19 protein-coding genes are annotated in these 22918 nt (G+C 41.5%); 16 read left to right on the forward strand and 3 right to left on the reverse strand.

What is annotated here, in order from left to right:
• Nucleotides 1-27 precede the first annotated feature (27 nt).
• From msbA to tcdA, 6 genes are read left to right on the forward strand one after another with little or no spacing between them, the layout of a single operon-like run.
• A complete protein-coding gene (msbA, locus tag QMA12_RS05550; protein WP_087534166.1) occupies nt 28-1773 on the forward strand; it encodes a lipid A export permease/ATP-binding protein MsbA in 1746 nt (581 codons plus the stop codon).
• Nucleotides 1770-2750, forward strand: a complete 981-nt coding sequence (gene lpxK, locus QMA12_RS05555; RefSeq protein ID WP_290209015.1) for a tetraacyldisaccharide 4'-kinase — start codon at nt 1770-1772, stop codon at nt 2748-2750. Before msbA ends, lpxK begins: the two co-directional genes overlap by 4 nt.
• The gene (locus QMA12_RS05560) at nt 2740-2937 is read left to right on the forward strand and encodes a Trm112 family protein (RefSeq protein WP_087534164.1); all 198 of its coding nucleotides are present in this window, start codon (nt 2740-2742) and stop codon (nt 2935-2937) included. The genes lpxK and QMA12_RS05560 overlap by 11 nt, the downstream gene beginning before the upstream one ends.
• Complete coding sequence (gene kdsB / locus QMA12_RS05565) at nt 2925-3698, forward strand: 3-deoxy-manno-octulosonate cytidylyltransferase (protein ID WP_087534163.1); 774 nt, start codon at nt 2925-2927, stop codon at nt 3696-3698. The genes QMA12_RS05560 and kdsB overlap by 13 nt, the downstream gene beginning before the upstream one ends.
• Complete coding sequence (locus QMA12_RS05570; protein ID WP_290209016.1) at nt 3691-4365, forward strand: TIGR01621 family pseudouridine synthase; 675 nt, start codon at nt 3691-3693, stop codon at nt 4363-4365. The genes kdsB and QMA12_RS05570 overlap by 8 nt, the downstream gene beginning before the upstream one ends.
• Nucleotides 4366-5166 carry a tRNA cyclic N6-threonylcarbamoyladenosine(37) synthase TcdA gene (gene tcdA, locus QMA12_RS05575; RefSeq protein ID WP_087534161.1) on the forward strand — a complete coding sequence of 267 codons (801 nt, stop codon included), beginning with the start codon at nt 4366-4368 and terminating at the stop codon, nt 5164-5166.
• Here the strand turns inward: tcdA and QMA12_RS05580 are convergent.
• From QMA12_RS05580 to QMA12_RS05590, 3 genes are all read right to left on the reverse strand, one after another.
• Nucleotides 5163-5579, reverse strand: a complete 417-nt coding sequence (locus QMA12_RS05580; protein ID WP_087534160.1) for a SufE family protein — start codon at nt 5577-5579, stop codon at nt 5163-5165. The two genes, tcdA and QMA12_RS05580, sit on opposite strands and share 4 nt — an antisense overlap.
• Nucleotides 5580-5592: 13 nt before the next feature.
• Nucleotides 5593-6807, reverse strand: coding sequence for a SufS family cysteine desulfurase (locus QMA12_RS05585; RefSeq protein WP_290209017.1), 1215 nt, complete (start codon nt 6805-6807; stop codon nt 5593-5595).
• Nucleotides 6808-6917: 110 nt separating this feature from the next.
• Complete coding sequence (locus tag QMA12_RS05590) at nt 6918-8204, reverse strand: citrate synthase (RefSeq protein WP_087534158.1); 1287 nt, start codon at nt 8202-8204, stop codon at nt 6918-6920.
• Nucleotides 8205-8617: 413 nt separating this feature from the next.
• Between QMA12_RS05590 and sdhC the strand changes: the two genes are divergently transcribed.
• From sdhC to QMA12_RS05640, 10 genes are all read left to right on the forward strand, one after another.
• Nucleotides 8618-8995, forward strand: a complete 378-nt coding sequence (gene sdhC, locus QMA12_RS05595) for a succinate dehydrogenase, cytochrome b556 subunit (RefSeq protein ID WP_087534157.1) — start codon at nt 8618-8620, stop codon at nt 8993-8995.
• Entirely contained in the window at nt 8986-9333 is a 348-nt protein-coding gene (sdhD, locus tag QMA12_RS05600; RefSeq protein ID WP_087534156.1) for a succinate dehydrogenase, hydrophobic membrane anchor protein, read from the forward strand. Before sdhC ends, sdhD begins: the two co-directional genes overlap by 10 nt.
• Nucleotides 9334-11106, forward strand: a complete 1773-nt coding sequence (gene sdhA, locus QMA12_RS05605; RefSeq protein WP_087534155.1) for a succinate dehydrogenase flavoprotein subunit — start codon at nt 9334-9336, stop codon at nt 11104-11106. It begins immediately after the preceding gene.
• Nucleotides 11107-11116: 10 nt separating this feature from the next.
• Nucleotides 11117-11833 carry a succinate dehydrogenase iron-sulfur subunit gene (locus QMA12_RS05610; RefSeq protein ID WP_087534154.1) on the forward strand — a complete coding sequence of 239 codons (717 nt, stop codon included), beginning with the start codon at nt 11117-11119 and terminating at the stop codon, nt 11831-11833.
• Between the two features lie 89 nt (nt 11834-11922).
• Nucleotides 11923-14742, forward strand: coding sequence for a 2-oxoglutarate dehydrogenase E1 component (locus tag QMA12_RS05615; protein ID WP_290209019.1), 2820 nt, complete (start codon nt 11923-11925; stop codon nt 14740-14742).
• 3 nt (nt 14743-14745) lie between these two features.
• On the forward strand, nt 14746-16266 hold the full coding sequence (gene odhB / locus QMA12_RS05620) for a 2-oxoglutarate dehydrogenase complex dihydrolipoyllysine-residue succinyltransferase (protein WP_290209020.1): 1521 nt from the start codon (nt 14746-14748) through the stop codon (nt 16264-16266).
• Nucleotides 16267-16443: 177 nt separating this feature from the next.
• On the forward strand, nt 16444-17610 hold the full coding sequence (sucC, locus tag QMA12_RS05625) for an ADP-forming succinate--CoA ligase subunit beta (protein ID WP_087534151.1): 1167 nt from the start codon (nt 16444-16446) through the stop codon (nt 17608-17610).
• Nucleotides 17610-18482, forward strand: a complete 873-nt coding sequence (sucD, locus tag QMA12_RS05630; RefSeq protein WP_087534150.1) for a succinate--CoA ligase subunit alpha — start codon at nt 17610-17612, stop codon at nt 18480-18482. Before sucC ends, sucD begins: the two co-directional genes overlap by 1 nt.
• Before the next feature lie 274 nt (nt 18483-18756).
• Nucleotides 18757-19773 carry an efflux RND transporter periplasmic adaptor subunit gene (locus tag QMA12_RS05635; RefSeq protein ID WP_176372584.1) on the forward strand — a complete coding sequence of 339 codons (1017 nt, stop codon included), beginning with the start codon at nt 18757-18759 and terminating at the stop codon, nt 19771-19773.
• Between the two features lie 2 nt (nt 19774-19775).
• Entirely contained in the window at nt 19776-22853 is a 3078-nt protein-coding gene (locus QMA12_RS05640) for an efflux RND transporter permease subunit (protein ID WP_290209021.1), read from the forward strand.
• Nucleotides 22854-22918: the final 65 nt, after the last annotated feature.

Genomic DNA, 22918 nt, shown 5'->3' on the forward strand with positions numbered 1-22918 from the left:
GTCCCAGACTATGAATTAGAGAGTGTTATGGATCAAACTACATCGCAAATCTACAAGCGCTTATTAACCTACGTGGGTGATTATAAGAGTATCGCAATTTTAGCTGTGGTGGGCATGATTGGCTATTCAGCCATGGATGCTTTATTTATTCAACTAATGAAACCTTTTATTGATCAGGGCTTAAATGAACGTAATAGTGACGTACTAAAATATGCACCATTTGTTGTGGTTGCACTTGTGTTTGGTCGTGGGTTTTTCAATTACATGTCATCATATTGCTTGAGTTATGTAGGCTCGCAAGTGGTGCGTTCATTACGACAACAATTATTTGAGCATATCCTGCATTTACCTGTCTCTTTTCATGACAAAAATTCTACTGGCGATTTAATATCTAAAATCACTTTTGATACTGAGCAAGTACAACAAGCGATTACTAAAGCTATGTTAATCGTGGTGCGTGAAGGCGCATTTGTGGTGTTTTTACTTACAGTGATGTTCTACACCAGTTGGAAGTTGTCTTTAATATTTTTGATCATTATTCCATTAGTGGCGATTATTGTCAGTGTGGTGTCAAAACGCTTTCGTCACATATCTAAAAATATACAATCAGCGATGGGGCAAGTGACCCGCAGCTCAGAGCAAATGCTCAGTGGCCATAAAGTAATACATGGCTTTGGCGGTCAAAAGCAAGAAATTGATCAGTTTGCTACTATCAATAACCACAATCGCCAGCAACGCATTAAAATGGATGCTACAAAAGCGCTGAGTGTCTCAGTGATTCAAATTTTAGCTGCCAGTGCTATGGCCGTTATTTTATTTGTTGTTTCTATGCCATCGATGATCGACACCATCAGCTCTGGTGATTTTGTTGTGCTTATTTCATCAATGATGATGTTGTTACGTCCACTTAAGCAACTCGCTAACGTCAATAGTGATTTACAACGCGGTATTTCTGCTGCACAAAGTATTTTTTTAGTACTGGACGAAGAAGTAGAAAAAGATACCGGTTCAGTCACTGTTGATAAAGTAACAGGGTTAATCGAAGTTAAAAATGTGACTTTTAATTACCCAACGAAAGAAGAGCCCGTGTTACGCGATTTATCACTAACCATTAAAGCCGGAGAAAGTATTGCTTTAGTTGGCCGTTCAGGCTCGGGCAAATCAACTATCTCCAATTTACTACCGCGTTATTATGACTTACAAGCACCTAGCGAAATATTATTAGACGGTATTGCACTGAGCGACTATAAACTTGCTGATTTACGAAGGCAGTTTGCCTTGGTGTCGCAACAGGTTGTTTTATTTAACGATACCATCGCCAATAATATCAGCTATGGCATTTCAAGAGAGTTAGCTGACGATGAACTGCTAGCGGTTGCTAAACAAGCCCATGTATGGGAATTTGTAAAAGATTTACCTGAAGGTCTAAATACCATGGTGGGTGAAAATGGGGTGATGCTCTCTGGCGGGCAACGCCAGCGTATCGCTATTGCCCGTGCAATCTTGAAAGATGCACCTATTTTGATTTTAGATGAAGCTACATCAGCCCTTGATACTGAATCTGAAAAGCTGATACAACAAGCGCTCGATCAATTAATGAAAGATAAAACATCAATAGTAATTGCCCATCGCCTATCAACAATCGAAAAAAGTGACCGTATTTACGTGATTGATAATGGCCAAGTTATCGAAAGTGGCGATCATCAGGCACTGCTTGAAAATGACGGCACTTATGCTGCTCTATGCAAAATGCAGTTTGGTGAGCAAGGGTGAGTAAAATAGAACAAAGCTGGTATAAAAGCTTTAGCTTTTTAACCTTACTACTTTTGCCATTGAGCGGACTTTATTGGTTGATTTCAACTCTGCGTAGCTTATGCTACAAAGTTGGTCTATTGGAGCAATTCAAAGGCGAAGTACCGGTCATTGTAGTGGGTAATATTAGTGTGGGTGGTAATGGTAAAACACCGTTTGTTATTTGGCTTGCTCAATATTTGCAACAACACGATTTAAACGTTGCTGTTATTAGCCGTGGTTACGGTGGCTGTTCTGATATTTATCCATTAATTGTTGATAGTTCAATTACGACAGTGCAAGCCGGGGATGAGCCTGTACTTATTCAGCGCCGATTAGGTTGTCCAGTTGTTGTGGGCCCTGATCGAAAAGCCAATATAAAGCTGTTAAATGCAAAATACGATTTAGATGTCATTATCTCCGATGACGGCATGCAGCATTATAAAATGGCTCGTGACATAGAGTGTTGCATAGTGGATAGCGAGCGCCGTTTTGGCAATGGATTTTTGATGCCAGCAGGCCCACTGCGAGAAACTACAAAACGTTTAAAATCGGTTGATTTAGTCGTAGAAAACGGAGGTGATGATAACTTTAATTATCAATTACAGGCTTCGGCGTTAATAAATGTGGCAACCGGTGAAAAAACTAAAAATCAATTACATAGCGCGCATGCAATAAGTGCAATTGGCAACCCTACTCGGTTTGAAAATACACTGCAATCCTCGGGTGTTAAGTTACTTTCTACGACTCATTATCGTGATCACTATGCTTATAGCCCCGCTGATTTTGAAAAATATAACGATGACATTGTCATTATGACAGAGAAAGATGCGGTAAAATGCCGTGCTTTTGCTAAACCAAATTGGTACTTTTTACCCGTTGATGCAAAGCCATCAAGCGCGGTAATTAATAAACTCAATCAATTACTTAAAGAAAAAGGGATCCTCGATGGCCTTTGATACAAAATTACTTGAAATTATCGCTTGCCCAGTGTGTAAGGGTAAATTACGCCTAGACAAAGAAAACAACGAATTAATCAGCACGGCAGCAAAGTTAGCTTACCCAGTTGTTGATGACATTCCAGTATTGCTTGAAAACGAAGCGAGGGAGTTAAGTCAAGAAGAGGTAGAAAAGTGGAATTCGTAGTCGTCATTCCAGCGCGTTACGCATCGACTCGACTGCCAGGCAAACCCCTTGCCGATATTTGTGGTAAGCCGATGATCCAGCACGTGTATGAAAAGGCACTTGCATCTGGTGCAAGTAAGGTGGTTATTGCAACCGATCATCAGAAAGTTTTCGAGGTAGTCAACACGTTTACCAGTGATGTGTTGATGACACGTGAAGATCATCACTCTGGCACAGAGCGTTTAGCAGAAGTAATGGATTTACTTAATCTCAGCGATGAGACCATCGTTGTGAATGTACAGGGTGATGAGCCATTACTTGCAGGCGAAAATGTTAGCCAAGTTGCAGCATTGTTAGCTAATTCGGCTGCACCAATGGCTACATTGAGTGTTGCAATTGAAGACATTGAAGAAGTATTTAACCCAAATGCTGTAAAAGTTGTGAGTGATGTTCATAAAAATGCGCTTTATTTTTCCCGTGCCAGCATTCCTTTTGATCGCGCTAACATGATGAATTCAGCTAATAAAGCTTTTGTAGATAAAGCAAACTATCAACGTCATGTCGGTATATATGCTTATCGCGCAGGGTTTATTAAACAGTACATTGAACTTAGCCCTTCACCGCTTGAACAATTAGAGTCTTTAGAGCAGTTACGTGTACTTTATCATGGTCATCAGATTAAAATTGAGCAAGCACACGTAGCACCTCATGCAGGTGTCGACACCCCTGAAGATTTAGCTCGCGTAGTGCACTATTTAAAAAGTAATTCTTTGAGTGAATAAGTCGTTACCTTTAACAGTTATTGCTGAACATAATGACTTTTATGTTATTGAAAAACCGGCAGGGCTCAACTTCCATAGCGAAGAAGGGCCTGGTTTTGTGGTTTTAGCTGAGCAGCAACTGGGTGAAAAGTTATTTGCCGTCCATCGGTTAGATAAAGTTACCTCAGGGTTAATTATATTAGCACGAAGCAGCCAGACCGCTGCTGAGTTTACTCGGCTTTTCACCGCGCATGAGGTTGATAAGTTTTATTTGGCTTTGTCAGACACTAAGCCAAAGAAAAAACAAGGCTGGATAAAAGGGGATATGGCTAAGTCTCGCCGCAGTAGCTTTAAGCTTTTAAAAACCCATACTAACCCAGCAATCACACGGTTTTATTCATTTAGTGTTGCAGCTAATTTACGCGGGTATATTTTAAAGCCGTACTCAGGTAAGACACATCAATTGCGCGTTGCATTGAAAAGTATTGCAGCACCGATTTTAGGTGATGCATTGTATGGTGGTACTGAATCCCAGCGTACCTATTTACATGCTTATGCATTGTGCTTTACCTGGAAAAATGAGCGATTTAAGTTTATTTGCAAACCAAATAGCGACGCCCTTTATGGGCAATTAATTAAACATGATAACTTTCACACATGGCAACAGCCATGGAACTTGGATTGGTAAATGACAGACTCTGTAACAGATATTCGTTTTGGTGGAATAAAACGCTTATATGGACATCAACAATTCGCATGGCTTCAAAATGCGCACTTTTGTGTTATTGGTATCGGTGGTGTCGGCAGTTGGACTGCAGAAGCATTAGCACGAACAGGTGTTGGTAAACTAACGCTGATAGACCTTGATGATATATGTGCAACTAATGTAAATCGCCAAATTCATGCGCTAACAGGCACTGTTGGTGAGGCTAAAGTTGATGCAATGAAAGCACGCTGTCAGCTTATTAACCCTGAATGTGAAATTGAAGTCATTGATGATTTTATTACAGTGGATAATATTCGCGAGCATATCCAAGGTTTTGATTATGTAATTGATTGTATTGATGCAGTCAAAGAAAAAGCGGCACTTATTGCTCATTGTAAGCGTAATAAACTGCCTATAATCACTACCGGTGGTGCAGGCGGGCAAACGGATCCAAGTCAAATAACATTTGGTGATGTAGCAAAATCAACCCAAGATCCGCTGCTTGCTAAAGTTCGCTATATTTTACGTAAACAGTACAACTTTAGTAGCAACCCTAAGCGTAAATTTAATATTGATTGTGTTTATTCTACAGAGCAATTAGTTTACCCAGGTTCAGATGGCAGTGTGTGCCACGCAAAACAAAACGCAGATGGTTCGATGAATATGGATTGTAATAACGGTTTTGGTTCAGTGACTATGATCACAGGAAGCTTTGGCTTTTTTGTAGCAGCCAAAGCGGTTCGTAAATATCTAGATAAAAAGCAGCGATTCGCTAAAGCTTAAAGCGACTTTTGTTCAGCCATTGCTTGAATACGTTCGACAATGGCTTTGATACCATTACCTCGTGAAGGGCTTAAGTGGCTTATTAAACCAAGCTTTTCAAACTCTTCAAATGCATTAATGGCTAACACTTGACTCGGTGTTAAGCCATTATATAAAGATAATATGAGCGCAAGCAGTCCTTTTACAATACGTGTATCTGAATCCCCAATAATAACTAAACAGTTTTCTTGCAGATCAAACTCTAAATACAGCCAAACTTTACTTTCACAGCCGGGTACAAGTGCATCTGATGTTTTTAAAACGTCAGGCATTGTCGGTAATTGTTTACCAAGTAGCATGATTTCACGGTATTTTTGTTGCCATGCGGGGGAATTATTTAGTGTATGAGCGAGTTCTTTAAACGTTTTATTCATTGCTTATCTACTTTTAATCTAATAAAGCGATGCATTCGTGCAGTGCGTTGATGAAAATATCAATATCTTGGTGAGTATTATAAAAGCAAAAGCTTGCTCGTACACTGCCGTTGATACCTAAATGTGCCATTAAAGGTTGGGTACAATGGTGGCCGCTGCGAACGGCAACACCAAATCCATCAAGTAAGGTCGCAATATCAAATGGGTGTTCGTCTTTGTAATTAAAACAAATGGTGCCAATATTATGTTCTAAATTACTGTAAATTGTGATGCCATTGATATCATTTAATTCACTAACCGCATAGTTAAATAGCCGTTGTTCATAGTCGTAGGCTGCATTCTTATCAAGCGCAGCGAGGTAATCTATTGCGGCAGAAAAACCGATTACACCTGCAATATTAGGTGTACCGGCTTCAAATTTAGCAGGTGCATTGCGAAATGTGCTTTGCAAAAGACTCACCGTTTCTATCATTTCACCACCAGTTTGATAGGGCTGTAAGGCATTTAAACGCTCATATTTACCATACAAGCCACCAACGCCGGTTGGGCCTAGCATTTTGTGAGCAGAAAATACATAAAAGTCACAGTCGAGCTTATTTAAATCAGGCTGTAGGTGCATGGCACCTTGAGCACCATCAACAACAGTGATGGTGTTAAATTCTTTCACAGCACTGAGTAGCGGGCTTAGGTTTGTTATATTTCCCAGAGCATTTGATGCATGAGTGAGTGTAAGTACACTTGGCTTTACTTTTTTTAAAAATTCAACACAGGCTGCAATATTCAATGTTGCATCTGCTTCAAGCGGTAATACGTGTAATTTTGCACCGGTTTTAAGTGCTAATTGTTGCCATGGGACTATGTTTGCATGATGCTCAAGCGGGGTAATTACGATACTTGAATTTTTATCAAGTTGCTCAATTAAGCCATTGGCAATGAGATTAAGTGCTTCTGTGGCGCCTTTAGTCCAAACAATTTCGCGGCTTTGCACATTGAAATATTGAGCAACTTTATCACGCGTTTGTTCGTAGGCTGTGGTTGCTTGTTCACTCAGTGAATGGCGACCTCTATGAACATTGGCATTTTGCTGTGAGTAAAAAAGTTCCGTCGCTGTAATGACTGACTGGGGCTTTTGTGACGTTGCAGCAGAGTCTAAATAAACTAAGGGTTGATTGTTTACTTGTTGCGTTAAAATGGGAAAATCAGCACGAATTTTTTCAACAGCAAACATAGAAAAACCAAACAATAAAAAGTAGCAGGGATTGTAATAGCTTTAATATAATTCTCAACTATTAAACACAAAAAAGGTCGCAAAAGCGACCTTTTTAGCATTAATAAAAATTAACGCTTGTCTGTAGATACGTAATCACGGTGTGTGTGACCAGTATAAAGCTGACGTGGGCGGCTGATCTTATGACCAGGTTGAGAAAGCATCTCGTCCCAGTGCGTGATCCAACCTACAGTACGTGCCATTGCAAAAATTACAGTGAACATGCTTGTAGGAATACCGATTGCTTTTAAGATGATACCTGAGTAGAAATCTACGTTAGGGTAAAGTTTCTTCTCAACAAAGTATGGGTCTTCAAGGGCAATTTGCTCAAGCTTCATAGCAATATCAAGCAGTGGATCTTGAATGTTAAGCTCTTCTAATACTTCGTGACACGTTTGACGCATTACTGTAGCACGTGGATCGAAGTTTTTATAAACACGGTGACCAAAGCCCATTAAGCGGAACGGGTCTGCTTTATCTTTTGCTTTAGCTACGTATTCGTCGATACGATCAACTGAACCAATTTCTTCTAACATGTTTAAGCATGCTTCGTTAGCGCCGCCGTGTGCAGGGCCCCAAAGAGATGCAATACCTGCAGCAATACATGCGTACGGGTTAGCACCTGAAGAACCAGCAAGTCGAACAGTCGACGTTGACGCATTTTGTTCGTGGTCAGCGTGAAGCATGAAGATTTTATCCATTGCTTTAGCTGTTACTGGGTTAACTTTGTATTCTTCAGCTGGTACAGAGAACATCATGTGTAAGAAGTTTTCAGCGTAGCTTAGGTCGTTACGTGGGTAAACAAATGGTTGACCAATGTTTGTTTTGTAAGCCATAGCAGCAATAGTAGGTAGTTTTGCAACTAATTTAATTGCGCTTGTTTTACGCTGATTTGCATCAGTAATGTCAAGATCTTCATGGTAGAAAGAAGACAAAGCACCAACAACACCACAAAGCATTGCCATTGGGTGTGCATCAAAACGGAAGCCTTGGAAGAAATTTGCAATTTTCTCATCAAGCATGGTGCTGTGAGTAATTTGTTTTGCAAATTCAGTGTATTGGTCTTTAGTTGGTAACTCACCGTTTAATAGTAAGTAACATAGCTCAATGTAATCTGAACCTTCAGCTAACTGTTCAATCGGGTAACCACGGTGAAGCAAGATACCTTTGCCACCATCAATGTATGTGATTGAAGATTCGCAAGAACCGGTCGACATGAAACCTGGGTCATAAGTGAAGTGGCCATGTGAACCTAGGGTACGTACGTCAATGACATCTTGACCTGCAGTACCTTGGTAAATCGGAAGTTCGATTGGATCTAGACCATCAATATGGACTGTGGCTTTTTTATCCGCCATCTATTTATCTCCTATTAAGATAACAACTCTGATTGTTATGTTCTGAATCTGTTTAAGCACATTCTTTTCATTTTAACGTGAAAGAGGGGGTTAAAGTCAATTTTTATAAACATTATGCACAAATGTATAATAAATATTCTGCTAGGATTAAATATTATACCATTGGCTAATTCGCAAACGTCTCTAACTAAACAAGAATTGTAAAAAGACCTTTGGCTATATATACTATCAAAGGTTTTATACCGTATTGTCTGTAGGTAAATGTTATTTTTACATGTAATTTTTGCATAAATGTGAACTTTACTCGTATTAAAAGTGTTTACTTAGATAGTTCCATTAAAAAAATTATTTTTTAGTGGGTTTTAGAAAAACAAGTAGATGAGCCCCTATGTGGGCAAGATGGGCAAGTAACTGTGAAAAAGCAAAGACCTGTAAATCTAGATCTAACAACTATATCTATGCCGGCAACGGCTAAAGCATCAATTTTTCACCGCGTCACCGGTGTTGCATTATTTTTTGCTTTAACGTTTGTCATTTGGGCTTGGTCTGAGTCTCTTTCTTCTGCTGAAGGTTTTGAATTCGTCAAGGGTCTGTTTAGCGGATTCATTGCCAAATTTATAGCTTGGGGCACCATTTCTGTATTGGCATACCACCTTATCGGCGGTATTCGTCATATCATTATGGATATGGGACATTGGGAAGAACTTGAATCAGGTAACTTCAGCGCTAAAATTGCTATGGCACTTGGCGTTGTTGCTTCTGTACTAGCAGGAGTTTGGATATGGTTTTAAATCAAGCAACTCTTAAACGTGATGGTGTACAAGATTTTGTCTCATTACGTACCACGGCACTAGTAATTACCGCGTATGCGATTTTTATTATTGGCTATTTTTTAGCGACGCCTGAAGTCACTTACGAAGCATGGCAAGGCCTGTTTTCAAACCTAGCAATGAAAGGGTTTACTCTCATCACCCTGGTTTGCATAATGGTTCACACCCGTATTGGCCTTTGGCAAGTACTAACAGACTATGTTAAATGCGCAAAGTTGCGTGCAGTTTTAGGGTTTATTTTAAACCTTATGGCAGCAGCGTACGTAGCTATTGGTCTAATCGTTTTATGGGGTGTTTAAGTGAAATATTCTGTTCGTGAATTTGATGCCGTCGTGATTGGCGCAGGTGGTGCGGGTATGCGCGCTGCACTTGCAATCACTGAATCAGGCAAAACCTGTGCACTTATCTCTAAAGTTTTCCCAACGCGTTCTCACACTGTGTCTGCACAAGGTGGTATCACAGTTGCTTTGGGTAACTCACACGAAGATAACTGGGAATGGCACATGTACGATACTGTTAAAGGTTCCGATTTCATCGGTGACCAAGACGCTATCGAATATATGTGTAATACAGGCCCTGAAGCTATTACTGAACTTGAAAATATGGGTCTACCATTTTCTCGTTTTGAAAATGGCCGTGTTTACCAACGTCCTTTCGGTGGTCAATCGAAAAACTTCGGTGGTGAACAAGCTGCACGTACTGCTGCAGCAGCTGACCGTACTGGTCACGCATTATTACACCTTCTTTACCAACAAAATGTTAAAAACAAAACTAACGTATTCTCTGAGTGGTATGCGCTAGATTTAGTTAAAAATGACGAAGGTAATGTTGTTGGTTGTACTGCAATTGAAATAGAGACCGGTGAAGTTGTTTACTTCAAGTCTAAAGCAGTTGTATTAGCTACAGGTGGTGCAGGTCGTATCTTCGCATCAACCACTAATGCACACATTAACACTGGTGACGGTGTTGGTATGGCGACTCGTGCTGGTATTTCTATGCAAGACATGGAAATGTGGCAGTTCCACCCGACGGGTATTGCTGGTGCCGGTACACTTGTAACTGAAGGTTGTCGTGGTGAAGGTGGTTATCTTTTAAATAAAGATGGCGAACGTTTCATGGAACGTTATGCACCGAATGCCAAAGATTTAGCGTCACGTGATGTTGTTGCCCGTTCAATGATGACAGAGATTCGTGAAGGTCGTGGTTGTGATGGTCCTTGGGGTCCTCATATTAAACTTAAGCTTGATCACCTAGGTGAAGAAACGCTTAATTTACGCCTTCCAGGCGTGTGTGACCTTGCTAAAACATTCGCACATGTTGACCCAGCTAAAGAGCCAATTCCAGTAATTCCTACTTGTCACTATATGATGGGTGGCGTGCCAACTAACGTAAATGGTCAAGCACTACAAATCGATGCTAATGGTAACGAGAAAGTAGTTGAAGGCTTATTTGCAGTTGGTGAGATTGCCTGTGTATCTGTACATGGTGCAAACCGCTTAGGTGGTAACTCATTACTTGATTTAGTGGTATTTGGTCGTGCTGCAGGTAACTTCCTTGGTACTTACCTAAATGATGTTGAAGTATCAAAAGATGCCTCAGAATCTGACCTAGAAGCGTCACTTGCACGTTTTAATCGTTGGGAAAACTCAACGCCAGGTCAAGGTGAAGACCCAGTACAAATTAAGAAAGACCTACAACAGTGTATGCAGCTTAACTTCTCGGTATTCCGTGAAGGTGACTCTATGGCGTCGGGTCTACAAGAGCTTAAAGAAATTCGTGAACGCTTACAGCATGCGCGTCTTGATGATAAATCATCAGATTTCAATACTGCGCGTATCGAATGTCTTGAGCTAGATAACCTTATGGAAACAGCTTACTCAACTGCAGTAGCTGCAAACTTCCGTACAGAAAGCCGTGGTGCACACTCTCGCTTTGACTTCCCAGATCGTGATGACACGAACTGGTTATGTCACTCAATCTTCAACCCTAATACGGATGAAATGAGCAAGCGTGATGTAAACTATGCGCCTAAACTGCGCGAAGCATTTCCACCTAAAGCACGTACATACTAGGAGCGAGACGATGGCACAAGTACAATTTTCTGTTTATCGTTACAATCCAGATGTTGATAATGCCCCACGAATGCAAGAATATACTTTGCAAACGGAAGAAGGCCACGACATGATGGTATTGGATGCACTTTTACTTTTAAAAGAGCAAGATCCAACACTTTCTTTCCGTCGTTCATGCCGTGAAGGTGTGTGTGGTTCTGATGGCGTCAACATGAATGGTAAAAATGGTTTAGCATGTATTACTCCTTTATCTACGCTACAAAAAAATGGCAAAGGTAAAATTGTAATTCGACCGCTTCCGGGTTTACCTGTGGTACGTGACCTTGTTATTGACATGAGTCAGTTCTACACTCAATACGAAAAAGTAAAACCTTATCTAATTAACGACACGCCAGCGGCGGGTGAGCGTCTTCAAACAATCGAAGAGCGTGATAAGTTAGATGGTCTTTACGAGTGTATTTTGTGTGCATGTTGTTCAACGTCGTGTCCTTCGTTCTGGTGGAATCCAGACAAGTTCATAGGTCCAGCTGGCCTTCTTCATGCTTACCGTTTCTTGGCTGATAGCCGAGATACAGCAACTGAAGAACGTTTAGCAGATTTAGACGATGCGTTCAGCGTGTTCCGTTGTCACAGTATCATGAACTGTGTTAGCGTTTGTCCTAAAGGTCTTAACCCGACTAAAGCAATTGGACAAATCAAATCAATGTTACTAAACCGTTCGGTTTAATAGTATTGTATAAATGTAAGATGGCTAATTCAGATTAGCCATCTTGTTATATAACAATTAATTTCTGCGCTAAAGAAAAGGGCTTATAAATGCACGAAGGTGTGATGAAGGCATGGCTAGAATCTTCACATTTAAACGGCGGTAACGTTGCTTATGTAGAAGAGCTTTATGAAGCGTATTTAGACGATGCGACTTCTGTGCCAGAAGAATGGCGAGAAGTGTTCGAACAATTACCAAAAGTAGATGGTGTGGATGTTGACGTAAAGCATTCAGAAGTTCGTTCACAGTTTGCGGCGCTTGCTAAAAACAAGCATAGAGAAGTAGTGGTAGCAGAAGGTGGAAGCGGTGACCCTAAACAGGTTAAAGTGCTCCAGCTTATAAATGCTTTCCGTTTCCGTGGTCACCAAAATGCCAACCTAGACCCATTAGGTATTTGGCAGCGTGAACGCGTTCGAGACCTAGAATTAGAATACCATGACTTATCTAAAGCTGATTTTGACCGTGAATTTAACGTGGGATCGTTTGCCGTAGGGCGCGATACCATGCCTTTAGGTGATTTATATCAAGCACTCAAAACTACATATTGTGGTTCTGTAGGTGCTGAGTATATGCACATCACATCAACTGAAGAAAAACGTTGGTTACAACAACGCTTAGAATCAGTGCAATCACGACCAACATTCAGTAAAGAAGAAAAGTTGCGTATACTTAAAGGTCTTACCGCAGCAGATGGTCTTGAAAAGTATTTAGGTGCTAAGTTCCCGGGTGCAAAACGTTTCTCACTTGAAGGTGGTGATGCGCTAGTTCCAATGCTTAAAGAGCTTATTCACCGTGCAGGTGAAAGTGGCCAACAAGAAGCCGTTATTGGTATGGCTCACCGTGGTCGCTTAAATGTGCTTGTTAACGTACTTGGTAAAAACCCATCAGAGTTATTTGATGAGTTTGCTGGTAAGCACAAAGAGACGCTAAGCTCTGGTGATGTTAAATACCACATGGGTTATTCGTCTGACTTTGCGACTTCTGGTGGCAATGTTCACATGGCGCTTGCATTTAACCCGTCTCACCTTGAAATCGTAAACCCAGTTGTTATGGGGTCTGTACGTGCTCGTTTAGACCGTTTAAATGATTCTACGGGGTCAAAAGCATTACCGATCACAATTCATGGTGATTCGGCTGTTGCTGGTCAAGGTGTGGTACAAGAAACCTTCAACTTATCGCAAACTAATGCGTTTAGTTGTGGTGGTAGTATTCGTATTGTTGTAAATAACCAAGTTGGTTTTACAACAAGTAAACAAGACGATGTGCGTTCTACAGATTACTGTACCGACATCGCAAAAATGGTTCAGTCACCAATCTTCCACGTAAACTCTGATGATCCTGAAGCGGTTGCATTTGTAACGCAAATCGCCCTTGATTTTAGAAATAAATTTAAACGTGATGTGGTTATTGACTTAGTATGTTATCGCCGTCATGGCCATAACGAAGCGGATGAGCCAAATGCGACTCAACCGATCATGTACCAAAAAATAAAAAAACACCCAGTCCCACGTTTGATCTATGCCGATCAACTCATGGCTGAAGGCTCGTTTACTGAAAGTGAAATAAAAGCACTTGCTGATGACTACCGTAATGGTTTAGACGATGGCAATTGTGTTGTTGAAGAGATTCAACCTGAAACGTCACATTCATCTGATTGGGCTAAATATGTAGGTCATGAATGGAGTGTTGATTACGACGCCAGTGTTTCAGTTGAAAAACTAAAAGAACTAGGCGAAAAAGTAGCTAACTACCCAGAGCAATATAAAGCACAATCACGTGTTAAAAAGATTTACGACGATCGTAAATTAATGGCAGCAGGTGAAAAAGCATTAGATTGGGGTATGGCTGAAACACTTGCGTATGCGACGATTGCGACTGAAGGCACCGATATACGCTTAACGGGTCAAGACTCAGGGCGCGGAACTTTCTTCCATCGTCATGCTGTAGTTCATAGCCAAAGTGATGGTGCAACTTACACGCCGTTACAACACTTAAGTGAAGACCAAGGTACGTTCCAAGTATTCGATTCTGTGTTATCAGAAGAAGCAGTAGTGGCGTTTGAGTACGGTTATGCAACAGCAGAGCCAACGTCATTAGTACTATGGGAAGCACAGTTTGGTGATTTCGCCAACGGTGCACAAGTCGTATTTGACCAATTCTTAAGTTCTGGCGAGCAAAAATGGGGCCGTTTATGTGGTCTTACAATCTTGCTCCCACATGGTTATGAAGGTCAAGGTCCTGAGCATAGCTCGGCGCGTCTTGAGCGTTTCTTACAGCTGTGTGCTGATCACAACATGCAAGTGTGTGTGCCTTCAACACCAGCACAAGTATATGCCATGCTTCGTCGTCAATCAGTGAGACCACTGCGTCGTCCATTGATTGTTATGACACCTAAGTCTTTATTACGTCATCCATTAGCGACTTCTAGCTTAGAAGATCTTGCTGAAGGTGTGTATCACAATATGATTGACGAAATCGATGATATTGATGCGGCTAAGGTAGAACGCGTTGTATTTTGTAGTGGTAAAGTTTATTACGAATTACTGCAAGAGCGTCGTAAGCAAGAAATTGATAACATTGCCATTGTACGTGTTGAGCAGTTATACCCGTTCCCACATGATGAAATGGATGCGATTATGTCGCGTTACCAACATGTGAAAGATTTTGTTTGGTGTCAAGAAGAGCCGCAAAACCAAGGTGCTTGGTATTGTTCTCAACATCACTTTGTAGAAGCAATTCCTCAGGGTGCTAAGCTTAAATACGCAGGGCGTAAAGCGTCAGCATCGCCGGCATGTGGTTACATGTCAGTGCATACTAAAGAACAACAAGCGCTCGTTGCAGATGCGCTTACTATTGAAAATAAAGGATAAGCAATGAGCACAGAAATTAAAGTTCCTGTTCTTCCTGAGTCGGTTGCTGATGCTTCCGTTGCAACATGGCATGTGAGTGTTGGCGACAAAGTAAGCCGTGACCAAAACTTAGTAGATATTGAAACAGATAAAGTTGTTTTAGAAGTTGTTGCACCTAATGACGGTGTGATCACTGAAATTTCACAAGAAGAAGGTGCTACGGTACTTGGCGACCAAGTTATCGGTCTAATAGGTGATGCTGAAGCAGCAGCACCAAATGACGAAGCTAAAGCCGACGCACCTGCTTCGGATAAACAAGAAAGCGCGCCAGAAGAGGCGCCATCAGCTCCAGCATCAGAAGGTAAAGAAGTGGACATTAAAGTACCTGTACTTCCAGAATCAGTCGCAGACGCGACAGTAGCTACTTGGCACGTTCAACCAGGTGACGTGGTTTCTCGCGACCAAAACTTAGTTGACATTGAAACTGATAAAGTTGTTCTTGAAGTTGTTGCTCAAGAAGACGGTGTTATGGGTGAGATCATCCATGATGAAGGCGATACAGTACTTGGTGAGCAAGTAATTGGTAAAGTTAAAGCCGGTGGCGCTCCAGCAGCGCCTGCAGCAAAAGAAGAATCTGCACCTGCTGCAGATTCTAGCGACAGCTCAGATGTATTAACACCATCTGTTCGTCGTTTAATTGCTGAAAAAGGCCTAGATGCGTCTAAAATCAAAGGCACTGGCAAAAACGGCCGTGTAACTAAAGAAGACGTTGATACCTTCTTAAAAGCACCTGCACCAGCGGCTAAGAAATCTGAAGCTTCTGCTCCAGCTGCACCAATGGGTGATCGTACGCAAAAACGTGTACCAATGACGCGTTTACGTAAAACCATTGCTAATCGTCTTCTTGAAGCGAAAAACTCTACTGCAATGTTAACGACATTTAACGAAGTTAATATGAAGCCAATCATGGACCTTCGTAAGCAGTATCAAGAAGTATTCGAAAAGCGCCACGGTATCCGTTTAGGTTTCATGTCTTTTTATGTAAAAGCGGTAACTGAAGCGCTTAAGCGTTTCCCTGAAGTAAATGCTTCAATTGATGGCGATGATATCGTATACCACAACTATTTTGATATCAGCATTGCTGTTTCTACGCCGCGTGGTTTAGTGACGCCAGTACTTAAAGATTGCGATAAGCTGTCTGTTGCTGAAATTGAAAAAGGTATTCGTGAACTAGCACTTAAAGGTCGTGACGGTAAGCTATCACTTGACGATATGACCGGTGGTAACTTCACAATCACTAATGGTGGTGTATTTGGTTCATTACTTTCTACACCTATTATCAACTTACCGCAGTCGTCAATTTTGGGTATGCACAAAATCCAAGACCGTCCTATGGCTGTAAATGGTAAAGTTGAAATTCTTCCAATGATGTATTTGGCGCTGTCTTATGATCACCGCCAAATTGATGGTAAAGAATCTGTTGGCTTCTTAGTGACAATTAAAGAGTTACTTGAAGATCCAACTCGCTTATTGCTAGATGTTTAATCTAGTTGTATAAAATCTAAGCTGTGAATCAACATTCACAGCTTTTTTTTTGCGCCTTTGGTCTTACTGGGGTTTTCATGTTAAGCCTTGGGATCTATACTAAGTGCGCAATTTGGGATAGCTGTGTATTTGCATAAATATTCAGCTCTTTTAGTATAAAAAATTGGATAAAGCATCATGAATTTGCATGAGTATCAGGCAAAACAACTTTTTGCCGAATATGGTTTACCAGTTTCTCAAGGTTTCGCTTGCGATACACCTGAAGAAGCTGCAGCAGCTGCTGAAAAAATTGGCGGCGATATGTGGGTTGTTAAAACTCAGGTTCACGCAGGTGGACGTGGTAAAGCTGGCGGTGTAAAGCTAGTTAAGACTATCGACGAAGTAAAAGAGTTTGCTGCAAACTGGTTAGGTAAAAACTTAGTTACTTACCAAACAGACGAGAATGGTCAGCCTGTTGCTAAAATTTTAGTAGAAAGCTGCACTGATATCGCCAACGAATTGTACCTAGGTGCAGTAGTTGACCGTGCTTCTCGCAAAGTTGTTTTCATGGCGTCTACAGAAGGCGGTGTTGAAATTGAAACTGTTGCAGAAGAAACACCAGAGCTTATCCATAAAGCTGAGATCGATCCATTAGTTGGTCCTCAAGCTTATCAAGCACGTGAACTAGGTTTCAAATTGGGTCTTAACCCAACACAAATGAAACAGTTCGTTAAGATCTTTATGGGTCTTGGCAACATGTTCAACGATTTCGATTTCGCACTTTTAGAAATCAACCCGTTAGTAATCACAGACGAAGGTAATCTTCACTGTCTTGACGGCAAAATCGGTATCGATGGTAATGCACTTTACCGTCAACCAAAAATCCGTGAGTTCCACGATCCATCTCAAGAAGATGCTCGTGAAGCACATGCAGCAAGCTTTGAGCTTAACTACGTAGCATTAGATGGTAACGTAGGTTGTATGGTTAACGGTGCAGGCTTAGCGATGGGTACTATGGACATCGTAAACCTACACGGCGGCAAGCCAGCTAACTTCCTAGATGTTGGTGGCGGCGCGACTAAAGAGCGTGTGTCTGAAGCATTCAAAATCATTCTTTCTGACGACAATGTTAAAGCTGTTTTAGTTAACATCTTTGGTGGTATCGTACGTTGTGACATGATTGCTGAAGGTATCATTGGTGCAGTTAAAGAAGTTGGTGTTAACGTTCCTGTTGTTGTACGTTTAGAAGGTACTAACGCTGAACTTGGTCGTGACGTTCTTAAGAACTCAGGTCTTGATATCATCGCTGCTGAATCACTAACAGATGCTGCTGAGAAAGTTGTAGCTGCTGCGGAGGGCAAGTAATGTCTGTATTAATCAATAAAGATACAAAAGTTATCTGTCAAGGTTTCACTGGTGGCCAAGGTACTTTCCACTCTGAGCAAGCGCTTGAGTATGGTACACAAATGGTTGGTGGTGTAAGCCCAGGTAAAGGCGGTCAAACGCACCTTGGTCTTCCAGTATTTAACACTGTACGTGACGCAGTACAAGAAACTGGCGCGACAGCTTCAGTAATCTATGTACCAGCACCTTTCTGTAAAGATGCAATCTTAGAAGCTATCGATGCTGGCATCGAGCTGATTGTTTGTATCACTGAAGGTATCCCAACGCTAGATATGGTTGACGTTAAAGTTAAGCTTGACGCAACTGGCACACGCATGATCGGTCCTAACTGCCCAGGTGTTATCACTCCTGGTGAAACTAAGATTGGTATCATGCCTGGTCACATTCACAAGCCTGGTAAAGTAGGTATTGTTTCTCGCTCTGGTACTTTAACGTATGAAGCGGTTAAGCAAACTACTGATGCTGGTTTTGGTCAGTCTACATGTGTTGGTATTGGTGGTGACCCAATTCCTGGTACTAACTTTATCGACGTTTTAGAAATGTTCGAAAAAGATCCACAAACTGAAGCAATTGTAATGATTGGTGAAATCGGTGGTACTGCAGAAGAAGAAGCTGCAGAGTACATCAAAGCTAACGTAACTAAGCCTGTTGTTTCTTACATTGCTGGTGTTACTGCACCAGAAGGTAAGCGTATGGGTCACGCTGGCGCAATCATCGCAGGCGGTAAAGGTACTGCTGATGAAAAATTTGCTGCACTAGAAGCTGCTGGCGTACAAACTGTACGTTCACTTGCTGATATCGGTAAAGCACTTAAAGAAAAAACAGGTTGGTAATAACCTAGTTTTTCTTTAATCAAAGGCTCGCTAATTAGTGAGCCTTTTTAATGGTCAGCTTTTCACATGCTGGTTTTATTCCCCGGTTAGCACTCTTGTTTACTTTTTCATTTATTCCTTTTATAAATAAAACCCGTTTATAAACCGTACCTAAATAAATCAACTTATTATTTCACCTCATTGTTTTGCCATTTAATCGTACTAACCTATTTATTGATCACAGAGCTGTTACACTTCGTAGAATAATGGAAATAATAATTAATTAGGTGATCTTTTGAAATTTCGAGTTCTTTTATTTAGTGTTTTGTGTACGTTAACTGGGGTAAGTACTCAAGCGAATAGCGCTAACGTAATTGTAGAACACGTTACAATGGAGCGTGCAAAAGAACAAGTTCAAGCTGTCGGAAATGCCGAAGCAATTCGTTCTGTTACGCTGTATCCAGCTGTTGGTGATAAAGTCACCGCGGTTCATTTCAAACCCGGCGACAAAGTGTCTGCTGGAGATGTCTTATTGGAGCTTGATTCTCGTCGACAAAAAGCTGCGCTTGAAGAAGCGAGAATAAAATTAGCAGATAGCCAACGTATTCAAACTCGCCTAATGCAAAGTCATGCAAAAGGAGCTGTACCTCAAAGTGATTTAGACGATGCTAAAACAATAACTGAACTTGCTAAAGTGACTGTTACTCAAGCCGAAACCGAGTTTGAAGACCGTCAAGTACGTGCCCCTTTTGATGGCATTATGGGCCTTACTGATATTGAGGTCGGTGATCGGATCACACCGCAAACAGCAATCGCTACTATTGATGATACTCGCGCATTGTATATTAATTTTAATGCACCTGAATCTGCTATTAGTATGTTAAGAAACAAGGGCAGTGTGCATGTTTTACCATGGCAAAGCAGCCAGTCAGTGGATGCTGAAATTGCGTACTTAGATTCTCGAATTGACCCGCAAACACGTACTCTACGGGTCAAAGTAAAACTAGATAATTCAAATAATGAGTTTTTACCTGGTATGAGCTTTCGTGTTCACATTGAGGTGTTAGGACAAAGTTTTGCTGCTGTACCAGAAGCCGCTTTATTGTGGGGCGCAACAGGACCCTATGTATGGACAAGCGTTGATGATAAAGCAACACGGGTAGATGTTAAAATTGAACAACGTCTTGCAGGGCGCTTATTAGTATCAGGGTCACTTGGGAAAGACGATATTTTAGTTGTTGAAGGTGTACAGCGTTTACGAGCACAACAAGCGCTTAGTTTTCAATCGCCACTTGCACACACTCAGGAGTAGCTATGAAACAGCAACCTATGATGCAAGATTTGCCTTCAATGGCAATACGTCGGCCTGTTTTAATTGTTGTCCTTAATTTATTAATTATAATTGCCGGTATAGCTGCAATTGCAGGTGTTGAAGTCAGGGAGTTACCAGATGTTGATACCCCTAGGATCACTGTCTCTGCTTCGTTTCCGGGGGGCTCACCTGAGACCGTAGATACTGAGGTTACAGGTAAGCTTGAAGGGGCTGTTGCCCGAGTCAGTGGGGTTAAAACCATTCGTGCGCAAAGTGAGGAAGGTAACGCACGTATTGTTGTTGAATTTAGACCGGGTATCAATTTAGATGATGCAGCAAATGAAACGCGTGAGTCTGTTGCACGTGTACAGCGAGAGCTCCCTGAAGAAGTCGAGCGGGTATCAATTATTAAAGCAGATAACGACGCCGAAGCTGTTGTATCGTTAACGGTTTCGAGCGAATCCTTACCCCTTGAAGCTTTAACAGAATTGGTCGAGGTTGATTTAGCGCCACAATTTTTAACCATACCAGGTGTAGCTGATGTGCGATTAAATGGTGACCGTCAACGGGTTCTACGTGTTCGTTTAGACCCACTAAAACTCACCAGTTTTAATTTAACCGTCCCTGATGTTGCTGAAGTCCTGCGCCAAGCGCCGTTTGATGTACCTGCCGGGAGTTTAAAATCTACGGATCAGCAAGTTATTGTACGCGCAGATGCAACCTCTATTACGGCGGAACAAGTTGCAGATATCATAATACGAGAAGATACTCGCATTGGTGATATAGCCGCGGTGTATTTTGGTCCTGCTGATCCACGCTCTATGGTACGTTTAAATGGCAAGCCAGTAATAGGGATGGAAGTCATCCGACAGGCACAATCAAATACTATTGAAATTTCAGATGAAGTCCTTAGGTTGCTTGAAAAAATGAAAGTTCGATTTCCTGAACTTGAATTTACTCTCACCTCTGACGACGCGCAGTTTATTCGTAGTTCTGTAGACGAAGTGATCAGTTCATTAATATTAACCATTTTGTTGGTGGTGATTACCTTATGGGTATTCATTGGCTCATGGCGTGCAACCTTAGTACCTGCTTTTGCCATTCCTGTTGCTTTAGTGGGCTCTTTAGCATTAATTTGGGCGCTTGGTTTTTCAATTAATATTCTTACTTTATTAGCCCTTGTGCTAGCTACTGGTTTGATTGTGGATGATGCCATTGTGGTCAGTGAAAATATTCAGAGGCAACGGGGTTTAGGTCTTGGCCGTCGTGCAGCGGCTGTGGTTGGAACGCGAGAAGTATTTTTTGCTGTTATTGCAACAACAGCCGTATTGGCGGCGGTGTTCGTGCCGATTGCGTTTTTACCTTCTACAGCAGGGCGTTTATTTAGAGAGTTTGGTGGTGTGTTAGCCGGCGCAGTGATCATTTCTAGTTTTGTTGCGTTATCTTTAGTGCCTGCGCTGACTTCTAAACTTAAATTAAAGCAGGGGGGCTGGCACCCATTTGCAAAATTTGGTCATTGGCTTGCGAGTATTTACTCTAAAACTATTCACTGGGTGCTTGATCACGCATGGTTGACGTTTGTTGCATCCTTATTGGTCGCAGCAGGCTCTGGTGCACTCTATCTAAATTTAGACAATGAATTATTGCCAAGTGAAGATCGCGGAAAAATCAGAATCTTCTCTCGAGGTCCAGATGGCGTCGGCCTTAACTTTATGGACCGCCAAGCTATTCAAATGGAAGATATTCTACTCCCTTATGTTGAAAGTGGTGAGATTGAATCTATTTATACAGTGGTGGGTCAATGGGATCCAAATATTGTTTTTATAACTGTTCCATTAAAACATTGGGATGAGCGTCATTTTACACAGCAAGAAATTATCGATAAAATTCGTGAACCACTCGGTGCTATTCCTGGCGCTGCTGGTCGGCCTAATGGCTCTAATAGCTTAAATCTACGTGGTCAAGGTGGGGGCATTGAGCTTGCTTTATTGGGGCAAGATTACAAACGTATTTTTGCTGCTGCGCAAGACTTTGCCGCACAGATTGAGCAAGCATTACCAGGTGTAGGCTCAGTACGTGTTTCTTATCAACCATCGCAACCACAATTAAGGGTGAACATCGATAGACGACGAGCAGAAGAGCTTGGGGTTGCACTGAGTGATATTGCCATAACATTACGTGCTGCTATTAATGGGGATGATATTGCTGATTTAAATATTGGCGATCAATCTGTGCCTATTATATTGCAAGCGCAAAACCAGACGATTCGTGATCCAAGTGATTTAGCCAATTTATATGTCAGTGCGAGAAACAACCAATTAGTTCCGTTAAGCAGTGTTGCGCATATAACAGAAGAAGGGGTTGCAGCAGAGCTTGAACGTCATGCTCAACGCCGTGCCATTGAGCTTGATATGGAACTGCCAACGGATATGAGTATTGCTGAGCTTGTTACGCAATTACGTGATATTTCAGAGCAATCATTACCTAGCGGAATTAGTCTTGCTTTCAAAGGTGAAGCATTAACTTTTGAAGAAACCTCTAATGAAGTGCTCATGACCTATGTGCTGGCCTTCTTAATTGTATTTTTAGTATTAGCAGCGCAATTTGAAAATGTAAATAGTGCTGTTGTGGTGATGATAACGGTGCCATTTGGTATTACTTCAGCGATACTTGCCTTGTATTTAACAGGCACTTCCCTCAACATTTATTCACAAATTGGCTTAGTTATGCTGATAGGGCTTATCGCAAAAAATGCGATTTTACTTGTTGAGTTTGCTGATCAGTTACGGGATCAAGGCATGACAGTTAGAAAGGCGGTGGAACAGGCTGCATTAGTGAGATTAAGACCAATCACAATGACCTTGATCTCAACATTGCTAGGAGCATTACCGCTTATTATGTCTAGCGGTGCAGGCGCCGAAGCTCGTAACGCAATAGGTTGGGTTGTCTTTGGTGGTTTAGCGTTAGCGGTATTATTTACCTTGTATTTAACGCCGGTTATTTACCTTGGTTTAGCGCGTTTTACTAAGCCTCGTGGTGATGAAACGAAACAGTTAGCGCAGGAGTTAGAGCAAGCCTAAAAACTTTAAGCCGGTGATCGGCTATTTTTCTTTGAAAAAATAGCCGATTAAGCTCACAATCAACA

The sequence above is a fragment of the Pseudoalteromonas sp. APC 3893 genome (assembly GCF_030408095.1).
Classification (GTDB): Bacteria; Pseudomonadota; Gammaproteobacteria; order Enterobacterales; family Alteromonadaceae; genus Pseudoalteromonas.